The sequence below is a fragment of the Tahibacter harae genome, from assembly GCF_024437735.1.
Lineage (GTDB): Bacteria > Pseudomonadota > Gammaproteobacteria > Xanthomonadales > Rhodanobacteraceae > Tahibacter > Tahibacter harae.
In genome coordinates this window covers 1-11,747 of sequence record NZ_JANFQO010000044.1, presented here as the reverse complement: position 1 = coordinate 11,747, position 11,747 = coordinate 1, and the positions used below count along the sequence as shown (strand labels likewise).

General features: G+C 70.0%; 10 protein-coding genes. 8 read left to right on the top strand and 2 right to left on the bottom strand.

The annotated features are described in order from the left end of the window. The 3 genes from NM961_RS23450 to NM961_RS23440 form a co-directional block, all read left to right on the top strand. Nucleotides 1-2,040: coiled-coil domain-containing protein (locus NM961_RS23450; protein WP_255916858.1), on the top strand; the 2,040-nt coding region annotated here is incomplete at its 5' end. Between the two features lie 28 nt (nucleotides 2,041-2,068). Beyond that, a complete protein-coding gene (locus NM961_RS23445) occupies nucleotides 2,069-2,872 on the top strand; it encodes a hypothetical protein (RefSeq protein WP_255916857.1) in 804 nt (267 codons plus the stop codon). A 165-nt stretch (nucleotides 2,873-3,037) separates the two neighbouring features. Continuing rightward, complete coding sequence (locus NM961_RS23440; protein ID WP_255916856.1) at nucleotides 3,038-5,932, top strand: TolB-like translocation protein; 2,895 nt, start codon at nucleotides 3,038-3,040, stop codon at nucleotides 5,930-5,932. A 69-nt stretch (nucleotides 5,933-6,001) separates the two neighbouring features. On the opposite strand, the gene NM961_RS23435 is transcribed toward NM961_RS23440, so the two are convergent. Next, nucleotides 6,002-7,297, bottom strand: a complete 1,296-nt coding sequence (locus NM961_RS23435) for an OmpP1/FadL family transporter (RefSeq protein WP_255916855.1) — start codon at nucleotides 7,295-7,297, stop codon at nucleotides 6,002-6,004. A 161-nt stretch (nucleotides 7,298-7,458) separates the two neighbouring features. On the opposite strand from NM961_RS23435, the gene NM961_RS23430 reads away from it, so the two are divergent. Then, complete coding sequence (locus tag NM961_RS23430) at nucleotides 7,459-8,424, top strand: SPFH domain-containing protein (RefSeq protein ID WP_255916854.1); 966 nt, start codon at nucleotides 7,459-7,461, stop codon at nucleotides 8,422-8,424. A gap of 14 nt (nucleotides 8,425-8,438) precedes the next feature. Further along, complete coding sequence (locus NM961_RS23425; protein WP_255916853.1) at nucleotides 8,439-8,879, top strand: NfeD family protein; 441 nt, start codon at nucleotides 8,439-8,441, stop codon at nucleotides 8,877-8,879. Between the two features lie 101 nt (nucleotides 8,880-8,980). On the opposite strand, the gene NM961_RS23420 is transcribed toward NM961_RS23425, so the two are convergent. Further along, complete coding sequence (locus NM961_RS23420) at nucleotides 8,981-9,271, bottom strand: hypothetical protein (protein WP_255916852.1); 291 nt, start codon at nucleotides 9,269-9,271, stop codon at nucleotides 8,981-8,983. Nucleotides 9,272-9,434: 163 nt separating this feature from the next. Between NM961_RS23420 and gcvT the strand changes: the two genes are divergently transcribed. The 3 genes from gcvT to NM961_RS23405 all read left to right on the top strand — a co-directional run. After that, complete coding sequence (gcvT, locus tag NM961_RS23415; protein ID WP_255916851.1) at nucleotides 9,435-10,520, top strand: glycine cleavage system aminomethyltransferase GcvT; 1,086 nt, start codon at nucleotides 9,435-9,437, stop codon at nucleotides 10,518-10,520. A gap of 84 nt (nucleotides 10,521-10,604) precedes the next feature. Beyond that, complete coding sequence (gcvH, locus tag NM961_RS23410; protein ID WP_255916850.1) at nucleotides 10,605-11,003, top strand: glycine cleavage system protein GcvH; 399 nt, start codon at nucleotides 10,605-10,607, stop codon at nucleotides 11,001-11,003. A gap of 353 nt (nucleotides 11,004-11,356) precedes the next feature. After that, a partial coding sequence (locus NM961_RS23405) for a hypothetical protein (protein WP_255916849.1) occupies nucleotides 11,357-11,747 on the top strand: 391 nt, incomplete at its 3' end.

Here is an 11,747-nt window from a genome sequence, read left to right as displayed (position 1 = left end):
GCCAGGCCGCCTGCGCCGCCGCCGCGCCGGCCCGCCGCGGCCACCGCGCCGCCGCCTTCGCGCCGCCCGGCGCCGGCGCAGCCGCCGTGGCTGTGGGTAGGTCTCGCGGTGGCCTTTGTGCTGCTGGCGGTCGGCGTGGGCCTGTGGCGCTGGCAGGCGGCCTCGGGCCTGTCCGAGGACGAGCGCGCCCTGGTCGGCTTCTGGCTCAAGGATGCCGAACGCATGGCGGCGGAGAGCAAGCTGGTCTCGCCGCCCGGCGACAATGCCTACGAAACCCTGCAGAAAGTGCTGCAGAAGGATCCGGAAAACGCCGCCGCCCAGGCCTTGCTGGAGCGCATCAGCCAGGCCATGCGCGCCGAGGCCGAGGCCGCGCTGCAGAAGGGCGATTTCGCCCTGGCCCGGGACAAGGCCGACCAGGCCCTGTTCCTGCGCAAGGACGATGCCCAGCTGGCCGAACTCAAGCAGCGCATCGACGCCGCCCTGGCCGCGGGCGAGCGCAAGAAACAGCTGGAACAGTTGCTTGCCGGGGCTGCCGCGGCCCAGCGCGAGGGCAAGCCCTTCGGCCCGGACGGGGCCTACGCGCTGCTGACGCGCGCCCGCACCCTGGCGCCGGACGATGCCGCCGCGCGCGAACGCCTGGACGCCTTCATCGCCGCCCAGCTCGCACCGGCGCGCGAGGCGCTGGCGGCGAACAATCCCGAGCGCGCCAACCTGGCGCTGATCGGCCTGCGCCCCGAATTGGGCAAGGAGCCGGCCTTCACCGCGCTGGCCGACAGTGCGGCCCAGGCCCAGCGCGCGGCCGGGCTGGAAAAGCAATTGCTCGCCTTGCTGCAGCGGGCCGAGGCCGAACTCAAGGCCGGCCATCTGGCCGAGCCGGCCACGGCCAACGCCTTCCTCAGCCTGGGCCAGATGCGCGAACTCGCGCCGCAGGATGCCCGCGTGCAGGCCTATGCCGCATCGCTGGCGGCCGCCCTGGTCGCCGACGGCCGCCGCGCCGCAGCGGCCACGCCGCAGCGCGCCCTGGAGCGGGCCGAGCTGGCCCTGCGCGCGGAGCCCGGCCGGGCCGATGCGACGGCGCTCAAGGGCGAGATCGAGCAGCGCCTGGGCCAGCGCCTGGCCGACATCGGCCGCGCCCTGTCGCTGGCCAAGCAGGCCGTGGCCGAGCAGCGTTTCCTGAGCCCGGCCGGCGGCAGTGCGCGCAGTGCGCTGGATACGGTGCTCAAGCTGGATCCGCAGAACGCCGAAGCGCAGCAGCTGCTGGCCGAACTGCCGCGGCGCCTGGCTGAGGCCGTGGAAGCGCGCGCCAAGGAAAAGCAGACCGCCGCCGCCCTGGCCCTGCTGCGCGAAGGCGTGGCCGCCTTCCCGGCGGATGCGGGCCTGAAGGACCTGGTCGCCCGCGTCGAAGCCCAGGCCCAGGCCGAGCAGCGCGAAGCCGACAGCAAGGCTGCGCGCGAACGCATCGCCAGCGCCATCGCCGCCACGCCGGTGCGCAGCGACGCGCTGGCCACCGCGGCTACCGCCCTGGCCGCGCTGCTCGCCGCCGATCCGCGCGATGCTGAAGCCCTGGCCCTGCGTGCGCGTCTGGCCGAAACCGTTGCCGCGGCGCAGCGCTCGGCCACCGCGCTGGCGGAGTTCGACGCCCTGCAGAACTTCGTCCGCGGCAATGAAAAGCTGCTCGGTGCCGAGCCTGCCGTCGCCGCACTGCTGCGCGATGCCGGCGCGCTGCGGCAGAAGCTGGAACAGGCCGAGGCCGAGCGTCTGGCCGCGCTGCAGGGCGAACTGGTGCTCAATGCCCAGCCCTGGGCCAATGTGGAATCCGTGCTGGACGGCAACCGCAAGGCGGTGAGCCTGCCCGGCGACGCCAGCACGCCGTTCCTGCTCAAGCTGCCGGCCGGCAACTACGTCATCACCTTCCGCCATCCCAGCGCGAGCAAGCCGGTCACGGTCATCGCCAAGGTCGAGGCGCAGCGCCGCGCGGTGGCCAACGCCGCGTTCCCCACCATCTCGGCAGAGGACTATTTCTCGCGTGCGGGCTGGTAAGGGAATCGCCGCCCTGCTGGCGGCGCTCATGTGCCTGTCGGCCGCGGCCGACTATAAGGACAGCTACAGCCGTGGCCTGGAAGCGGCCAAGGACGGCGACTGGGCGGCCGTGCGCCAGCGCATGCAGGAAGCCATCGCCGACAACCCGACCGCGGCGCAGCGGGTGCGCCTCTACGGCCAGCGCTGGGAACCGTACGTGCCGCAGTTCTACCTCGGCCTGGCCGCGTTCAAGCAGGGCGACTGCGCCGGCGCGCTGAGCCAGTGGCGCAGTGCGGCCAATGCCGGCGTGATCGGCAGCGTGCCCAATCTCAAGGCCGAGCAGGACCGCAACAGCGCCAGCTGCGAGTCGCGCCTGGCCCAGCAGGGCAAGACCGAGCCCGGCAAGACCGAACCGGGCAAGACCGGCGGCACCACCGCGCCCGACGGCGGCAAGCCCGAACCGCCCAGGCCGGAACCGCCAAAGCCCGAGCCGCCAAAGCCGGAACCCAAACCCGAGCCGCCCAGGCCCAAGCCCGAACCGCCCAAGCCGGTGGAGACGCCGCTGGCCCAGCGCGTGCCGGCGCCGCTGCTGGAAGCCTTCCGCAACTACCTCGGCGGCCGCTATGCCGAGGTGATACGGCTCAATCCCGACAGCTTCGGCGAGCCGCGCGCGCGGGCGCAGGCGCTGCTGATCCGCGCCGCGGCGCGGCAGATCCAGGGCGAGCTGGACGGCTCCGGCGCCGATGCCGCGCGGGCCGACATCCGCGCCGTACGCGCGCTCAATCCCGCGCTCGTGCCGGATCCGGCGCTGTTCTCGCCGCGTTTTCGCAGTCTCTACAACGCCACACGGTGACGCCGGTCGCAGTACGGCTGCGAACCGGCTTACGGAAGCCGGCGCGGCGCCGGGCATGATCGCGGCGGGAGTCCCGGTTTTCACTTCGCTCGCATTGCGGCCTGTGAGGCTCTGCGCTAGCGTGGTCCGCGCCGGGGGTGCGGCATCTGACACGAGGAGGGTGGCATGCGCGCGACGATACTGGCGGCCTGGACGGCCGTGGCGGGGCTTCTGTGTTCGGCGGCGATGGCAGGCAACCCGCCAGCCTCATTCACCAATCCGCTGGCAGGCGACGCACCGGCGTCGATCGTGGTCGGCGGCAGGATCAATCTCAACTGGGCGGCGACGGCCAGCGTCTGCACCTACGACGGTTCATCGTTCCCCGAAGGCATCAGCTTCTCCGAGTGGCCGGTGGCGCCGACCGGTGGCTCCACCGGGCAGACTGTCTGCAACAGCGCGGCCACCTGCCGCGAGCTGCACGATGTCAGTTTCACATTGCCGAAAACCGGCGTTTACCACTTTGTCGTGACCTGCTTCAGCATCGGCGGCCCGGCGGCCGTTTCCAGCATCGACGTGCTGGCCGTATCGCCGCCGACTTCCGACCGCGTCGTGCTCAATCTCAAGGCCAGCACCGCCGGCCCGGTGCGCGTGGGCAACACCTTCGACTACGAGCTGCGCCTGCACAACGGCGGCATCCACCAGCTGGAAGCGCCCAGCACCGAGCTGACGCTGCCGGCGGAGCTGAGCCTGGTCAGCGGCGCCTGCGTCAGCGCCAACGGCAACAGCCTGACCTGGAGCATGCCCAACGGCCTCGCGCCCGGTGTCAGTGCGAGCTGTCCGGTGCGGGTGCGCCTCAACAGCCTGCCGCCGGGGGAATCGCTCGAAGCCGGCGCCGTGACGCGCTTCACCGTCTCCGGCGCGCGCTTCAGCCTGGCCACCGCCGAAGTGGTCGGCACGGCACACCGCGCGCGGCCGCTGAGCCTGCGCCGCGACGGCCAGGCGACCACCGAGAACTCCACCGCGCCGGTGCTCAGCGGCGATGGCTCCCTGGTGGCCTTCACCACGCGCCAGCGCGGCCTCACCGACAACGACAGCAACGCCGGCGGCAGCGACATCGTGCTCAAGAGCCGCCGCGACGGCAGCACGCGCCTGGTCAGTGTGCGCGACAGCGACGGCCAGGCCCTGCGCGGCAACAGCACCTCTCCGGCGCTGTCGGCCAACGGCCGCGCCATCGCCTTTATCTACCAGCCGGCCGCCAGCGCCGCGGCACTGGCGGGCCAGTCCGCCGCCCCGCCGGACGGCCGCAAGGCCGGCGAAGCCGGCCAGCTGTGCAATTCGCCACCGAACGGCCTGTTCCGCTCTACCTGTACCAGCACCGCGCCCAACGGCCAGCCGCTGCAGGGGCCGGCGGAAAGCCCCAGCCTGTCGGCCAACGGCAAGCTCATGGCGTTCTGCTCCTCGGCCAACAACTGGGTCAACGGCGACACCAACAATGCCAAGGACGTGTTCGTGATGGACACGGTCACGCGCGTGGTTACCCTGGTGTCGACCATGGCCGACGGCACGCCCGGCGACGGCGACAGCTGCGACGCGACAATTTCCGGCAACGGCCGCTACGTGGTGTTCCGCACCCGCGCGCCGAATCTCGGCGGCACGGCGAACTGGCAGGTGGTGCGCAAGGATCTGCTGAGTTCCCGGATCGAACGCCTCAGCCAGACGTCGTCCGGCCGCCCGGCCAACGCCGACGTAGGCCGGCCTTCGGTTTCCTACGACGGCCAGCGCGTCACCTTCGCCACGCGCGCGCCGCTGCTGCTGTCGCTGGTCGGCGGCAACAACAACGTGTTTCTTTCGGTCAGCGGCGGCAGTGCGGCGGCGCTGCGCTTCGACGGCGGCGAGGCCAAGGAAGTCGCCGTGCCCAATGATCTGGGCAATGGCCTGTTCGGCGTGCGCGGCACTTCCGGCGGCGCGCCCAACGGCGATGCCGGCGATCCCAGCATCTCCTGCAACGGCAAGGTGATCGCGTTCGGCTCCAGCGCCAGTGACCTGGTCAGCGGCGATATCGGCGGCATGACCGACGTCTTCGTCTACGACACCGAGGCCGAGGTCACCCGCAGCGCCGTCAGCACCGCCGGCGGCGCGGCGCCCAACGGTGCCTCGGGCAATCCGTCGCTGGATTGCGAGGGCAACGCGGTCGCGTTCGACTCCACCGCGAGCAATATCGATGCGGCCGATCCGAACGGCAACGCCGACATCTTCGCCCAGCAGGATCCGCTCAACACCGGCGCCGTGCCGGCGCGGCTGGACCAGTCCTACAGCGGCAACTGGTTCAACCCGGGCCAGAGCGGCCACGGCTTCCTGGTAGAGGCGCTGCCCGACGGCCGTTTCTACCTGACCTGGTATCTGTACCTGGACGGCAATCCGGTATTTCTCCAGGGCGTGGCCACGCCCACCGGCAATGTGCTGGAAGTGCCGGTGTACAGCGTGCGCTCCACCGGCTTCCCGGTCGGCCCGGGCGGCGGCGTGGCCAGCAACTGGGGCCGCCTGCGCCTGACCTTCACCGATTCCAACACCGCCACGGTGGAATGGCTGCCGACCGGCTTCGGCTTCACGCCCGGCAGCATGACCCTGCGCCGCCTAACCGTGCCCGCGCTGGCCATGGACGATCCGGAAGGCACGCCGCTGCGCGCCTGCTACAGCGGCATCTGGTTTGAACCGGCGCGCTCGGGCTACGGCTTCAACCTGGAAGTGGTGCCGCAGGGACCGAACGGCCGCACCGTCGTAGCCTACTGGTATACCTACCGGCCCGACGGCAGCCCGCTGTGGCTGATCGGCCAGGGCCAGGCCGGCGCCAGCGCGCCGACCACGATGGACCTGTACGAAGGCGGCGGCGTGGGCGCGCAATTCCCGTTCGCGTTCTCCAGCAGCGCGCTGACCTTGACCAAGTGGGGTACGGCCAGCCTGACCTTCACTTCGGACAACACGTTGAACGTGTCCTACCAGCCGCAGCGCGCCGGCTACAGCGCAGGCAATCTCAGCCTGGTGCGCCTGACCGAGCTGGCCGGCCGGCGCTGCACGGACTGAGGCTTTCAGGCCGGCAAAGAAAAACGGCGCCGCGAGGCGCCGTTTTTCCTGCAGCCCGGCAGTGGAAAATCAGAAGCGGTACACGCCGGACGCCGAGTAGGTATCCAGGCCGTCGGAGAAATCCGCGCCGAAGTCGAGCTGGAAGCTCTTGAAGGCCCAGCCGCCGCCGATGGCGAAATGGTTTTCCGAGCCGCGGCCGCCGGCGAACAGCGTCGCCAGCACCGAACCGGCCACATCCGCCGGCGGCGTGCGGTAGGCGACCGAATGGCGCGGATCGTGCCAGAAGCCGCCGCGCAGGCTGAACGGCGCCGCCATGTTGGCAAAAGTATATTCCGCGCCAAGGCGCACTTCGGTGCCGTCTTCCAGGTACAGGCCGTTGGCCGCGCTCTGGATATTGAACAGCGAGCGCATATCGTCGGTGAGCTGCGAATACATCACGCGGTTGACGTCGAAGTTCACCACCAGCGCATCCACCGGGCGCCAGGACAGGCCCACGCCGAAGATGTCGGGAATATCGAACTTCACATCGCGCAGCACCGCCAGCACCACCGGCGAGGGCAGGGTGCCGTCGTCGTCGGCGAGCAGCACGTTGGCCGCGTCGTAGTGCAGGCTGGGCGCCTTGCGGTAGGTCGCGCCCAGGCTGAAATGATCGTTGAGCTTGAAGCGCGCGCCCAGGTTGAAACCGTAGGCGCGATCATCGCCGAGCTGGCCCTGGCTCGCGGCGAGCACGACATTGTCCGGATCGCGGTCGTCCACGCGCAGGGTGCGCGTGTCGAAGCGGAAATCGTAATTGGTGACGCCGAAGCCCAGCGAGACATTGTCGCTGGCCTTGAAGCCGGCGGCCGCGCCCAGGCTGACGATCTTCAGGTCGGCGACCGAGCGGAACGGGAAGACGCGGAATTCCTCGTCGACGATGGCGCCCTTCAGGGTTGTGAAATCCGTCTCGAAGCGGGCCAGCTCGTGGCGGTACAGCGAGAATGACCAGCGCTCGCGCGGCACCACCAGCGAGACGTAGGACAGATTGTTGTTGGAGCTGTGCGCCTCGCCCACGCCGAGATTGGCGATGCGGAACGGGCTGGTGGTGGTGTCGGCGCCGTCCATGTACGGCGTGTCGTAGGAGGTATGGCGCGCTTCCAGCGAGATTTCCGTCTGCACCAGCTGGGTCAGGCCGGCCGGGTTGGTATACGCAGCGGTCGCATCGTCGGCCAGGCCGAGGAAGGCGCCGGCCATGCCCAGGCTGCGGGCGCCGGGGCTGGAGAAACTGAACGGAATGCTGGCGTTGGTCTCTGAATCGGTGATCGCCAGCGCACTGCCCGCACTGCCCAGAAGAGCGGCGCTCACTGCCAGGTACAGAACACGCTTCATGTGTGTCATCTCCCCACTAGGAATCGGACGCAGCTATCGCCACGCAGTCCTGGCGACGGCATACGCGGCGGATGTTAACACCGAGTTACGACAGCTGCGCGCAGGGGCCGCTTGGCTATACTCGGCCACCTGCATAACGCAGAAACACGGGGAAAAGCGTCATGGATATCCTGCTGCTGGCCATCGTCATCGGTGGCGCGGCCCTGATCGCATTGGCCAAGACGGTACGCATAGTCCCGCAGGGCTACGAGTGGACGGTGCAGCAGTTCGGCCGCTATACGCGCACCTTGTCGCCCGGTTTCCACATCTTGATTCCGGGCATCCAGACCATCGGCCGCAAGGTCAACATGATGGAACAGGTGCTGGAAATTCCTTCCCAGGACGTCATCACCAAGGACAACGCCGTGGTGCGCGTGGACGGCGTGGTGTTCTTCTCGGTGCTGGATGCGGCCAAGGCCGCGTACGAAGTCTCCAATCTGGAACAGGCCACCATCGCCCTGGTCATGACCAACATCCGCACCGCCATCGGCTCGATGGATCTGGATGAATCCTTGTCCAAGCGCGACGAGATCAATGCCAAGCTGCTGCGCGTGGTCGACGATGCGACCCATCCCTGGGGCATCAAGGTCAATCGCATCGAACTCAAGGATATCCAGCCGCCGCGGGACCTGGTCGAATCCATGGCGCGGCAGATGAAGGCCGAGCGCGACAAGCGCGCCGCGGTGCTGGAAGCCGAAGGTGCGCGCCAGTCCGAGGTGCTGCGCGCCGAGGGCGAGAAGCAGGCCGCCATCCTCGAAGCCGAAGGCAAGCGCGAGGCCGCGTATCGCGAAGCCGAGGCGCGCGAACGCCTGGCCGAGGCCGAGGCCCGCGCGACAGCGCTGGTGTCCGAGGCCATTGCCAAGGGCGACATCAACGCGCTGAACTATTTCGTCGCGGTGAAATACGTCGATGCTTTCAAGGCCGTGGCTACCGCGCCCAACCAGCGCCTGCTGATGCTGCCGGTGGAGGCCACTGGCGTGCTCGGTTCGCTGGCCGGCATCGCCGAGCTGGCCCGCGCCGCCGGCGCCGGAGCCGACGCGGCCCGTACCGCACCGCAGCCGCCGCCGCGGCCGCGCGAGGCGGGCTGAGAACGGAGGCCGACGTGACTGCAATCCAGTTGTGGTGGATAGCGGCCCTGGTGCTGATCTCGGCGGAAATCCTGCTGCCGGGCTTCTTCCTGCTGTGGTTCGGCATCGCCGCGGCGGGCGTGGCCATCCTCTTGCTGCTGATGCCGGAGCTGGGCCTGCTTTCCCAGGTACTGGTCTTCGCCGTGCTCGCCTTCGTCAGCTGCCTGGGCTACTGGCGCCTGGCGCGCAAGTCGCTGCAGACGCCGGCGGCGCCGACCTTGAACCGCCGTGCGGAGCAACTGATCGGCCAGCATTACGTGCTCGACAGCGCGATCGAGAACGGCCGCGGCAAGGCCAGGGTCGGCGATTCGCTGTGGCTGGTGGAAGGCCCTGATCTTCCCGCCGGCGCGCGCGTGGCGGTGATCGGCGTGGACGGCGCGACGCTGCGCGTGCGCGCGGTGGGCGAGGCGGATTGACCGCTGCCGGCGCCGATCGCTGCGCGGAGGCCGCGCTGCGATCGCGCCAGCGGTTGCAGTGCGGTGCCGCGCAGGCATCGCCGTCGCGTGAGGCGGCGGTTCTAGCCGTCTGCGCGCGGCGGCGGCGCCTGGTCCAGCGCCGTTTCGTATTTCTGCAGAATCGTGCGCAGCAGGGCCAGTCCGGCCGACTGCGCGCGCAGCGACCACAGGCTGAACGTCGCGATCACGGCGAAGGCGGCGGCGAACGCGGCCGGCTCGCCGCGCAGGAAGCCGAAGCCGATCAGCAGGCCCGAAGGCACCAGGTATCCCAGTTCAAACATGGGCAGCGAATGCGGCTGGCGCAGGCGCACCAACAGCGCGGTTTCTTCGGGCGTGAGAGTAGGGCGGGGCATGGCGGCGGGGCTGGCGGCGGTGCTGCAGTGTAGCCGCCGGGCCACCACGCGGCGGTGTATCGGCCCGGCGGCTAGCGCCTTAGCGACGCCTCGGCGGGGCTAATGCGCTTGGATTGGCCTGCCCGCGTCGTGATAATGCGCGCCTTTCCCGCCGGAAGCTGCCATGAGCCAACAGACCGTACTCAATGCCACCCACCGCGCGCTAGGCGCCAAGATGGTCGACTTCGGCGGCTGGGACATGCCGATCAGCTACGGCTCGCAGATCGAGGAGCACCACGCCGTGCGCCGCGACGCCGGCATGTTCGACGTCTCGCACATGACCGTGGTCGACCTGCGCGGCGCGCGCACGCGCGAGTTCCTGCGCCACCTCGTCGCCAACAGCGTCGACAAGCTCAAGGTTGCGGGCAAGGCCCTGTACACCTGCATGCTCAACGCCGAAGGCGGCGTGATCGACGACCTCATCGTGTACTACCTGGACGAGGAATATTTCCGCCTCGTCGTCAATGCCGCCACGCGCGACAAGGACCTGGCCTGGATCAGCGCCCAGGCCCAGGCCTACGGCGTCAGCGTCACCGAGCGGCCCGAGCTGGCCATGATCGCGGTACAGGGCCCCAATGCCCGCGCCAAGGTGCAAAGCCTGCTCAGCCCCGAGACCGCCGCCAAGGCGGCCAAGATCGGCAAGTTTGTCGCCTGCGAGGGCGACGGCCTGTTCATTGCCCGCACCGGCTACACCGGCGAGGACGGCTACGAAATCGTCGTGCCGCAGGAACAGGCCGTCGAGCTGTGGAACCGCCTGCAGGCCGCCGGCGTCGTTCCGGCCGGACTGGGCGCCCGCGACACGCTGCGCCTGGAGGCCGGCATGAACCTTTACGGCCAGGACATGGACGAGAGCGTCAGCCCCTACGAAGCCGCCCTGGGTTGGACCGTCGCGCTGGACGAAGGCCGCGACTTCATCGGCCGCGCCGTGCTGGAGCAGCAGAAGGCGCAGGGCGCGCCGCGCCAGCTCGTCGGCGTGGTGATGGACGACAAGGGCGTGCTGCGCCACGGCCAGCGCGTCACCAGCGCCAATGGCGACGGCGAGATCCTCTCCGGCACTTTCTCGCCGACCCTGGGCAAGTCCATCGCCTTCGTGCGCATCCCGGCCGGCGAGCCGGGCCAGCTCCAGGTCGACATCCGCGGCAAACTTGTGCCGCTGCGCGTGGTCAAGTTCCCGTTCGTGCGTGACGGCAAGCCCTGCGACGGCATCTGATCGGCCGTCGTCACCCCAACCGATTGCATCGCGCCGCGGCCGTGTAGAATTCGCGCCGCGGTGCCCACCTACCAGGATATGACCATGAAAGAGATTCCCGGCGACCTGAAATTCATGAAGTCCCACGAGTGGGCGCGTGTCGAGGACGACGGCACCGTCACCATCGGCATCTCCGACCACGCCCAGGGCCTGCTCGGCGATCTGGTCTACGTCGAGCTGCCGAACGTGGGCGACACCCTCGAAGTCGGCGCCGGCTGCGCCGTGGTCGAGTCGGTCAAGGCGGCGTCCGATGTGTACGCGCCGGTGTCGGGCGAAGTCATCAAGGTCAACTCGGCCCTGGCCGATTCGCCCGAGACCATCAACGAGGATGCCTACGGCGACGGCTGGATTGTCGTGGTCAAGCCGAGCAACCTGCAGGAAGACATGGACAACCTGCTCGACCCGGACGCCTACGCCGAACAGGTCGACAGCGAAGACGAGTAAGCGGATTCCATCCGGGCGCGGCGCCAAGCCGTCGCCCTGTCCGCCAAGGGGCGCGCCGGAAGGCGCGCCCTTTTTGTTTGCGCGCCCGGCGTGGCGGACGTCCTCGCGGTGCGCGGCCTTGCGAGCAGGTCAGGGCGCGCGCGCGCGGCGGTGCCGGATCTTGCGGCCTGCGCAACACCACCTGTCTTCGGCGCCTGTCCGGCGACCGCAGCCATCGCGCACCGGCGCGGCGGACCGGCGCTTGCACACAGCACGCGCACCTTCGCGGCCGAGCGCAAGTCTGGGCGCAGCGCGCCGCGCGGCCGACGCAATGATGGCCGCCACCGCAGTGATCGGCGTGGCGGCTTCGACGGTTGTCCCGCCGTGCGCACGCCGCTTCGTCGCGCATCGCGAACGGCGCGGTCTGCTTGGCGCGGCACAAGCGTCGCGGCGCGGTCGCAGGACACCGTTCGGCATGGCGCGCGTCTGTCGTCGGTGCGCCGCCGCCGCGCGCAACATCGCGTCACATTCATCGCCGCGGCTGTCGCGACGACGATGCCCGCGCGGCCGCGAGCGACCTGCGCGACACCGTGCACACGCCCCGCTCGCATCACTTCGGTCTGCGCAATTTCGCGCAAATCGGTCGCCGCGCGGTGCTTCAGGCAGTCCGCGAGCTGAACGCGCACGCGCGCGCCGCTGCGGCGCGGCGCGCACGCTCCGCCGCTCTCCGCGGCCGCCGCTGCGACGGCCGGCCGCGCCGCGGCC

Excerpts from the sequence above, each read along its gene's own strand:
- NM961_RS23430 (WP_255916854.1), top strand. The coding sequence starts at position 7,459 with ATGGATATCCTGCTGCTGGCCATCGTCATCGGTGGCGCGGCCCTGATC.
- NM961_RS23435 (WP_255916855.1), bottom strand. The coding sequence starts at position 7,297 with ATGAAGCGTGTTCTGTACCTGGCAGTGAGCGCCGCTCTTCTGGGCAGT.
- NM961_RS23445 (WP_255916857.1), top strand. The coding sequence starts at position 2,069 with ATGTGCCTGTCGGCCGCGGCCGACTATAAGGACAGCTACAGCCGTGGC.
- NM961_RS23420 (WP_255916852.1), bottom strand. The coding sequence starts at position 9,271 with ATGCCCCGCCCTACTCTCACGCCCGAAGAAACCGCGCTGTTGGTGCGC.
- NM961_RS23440 (WP_255916856.1), top strand. The coding sequence starts at position 3,038 with ATGCGCGCGACGATACTGGCGGCCTGGACGGCCGTGGCGGGGCTTCTG.
- gcvT (WP_255916851.1), top strand. The coding sequence starts at position 9,435 with ATGAGCCAACAGACCGTACTCAATGCCACCCACCGCGCGCTAGGCGCC.
- gcvH (WP_255916850.1), top strand. The coding sequence starts at position 10,605 with ATGAAAGAGATTCCCGGCGACCTGAAATTCATGAAGTCCCACGAGTGG.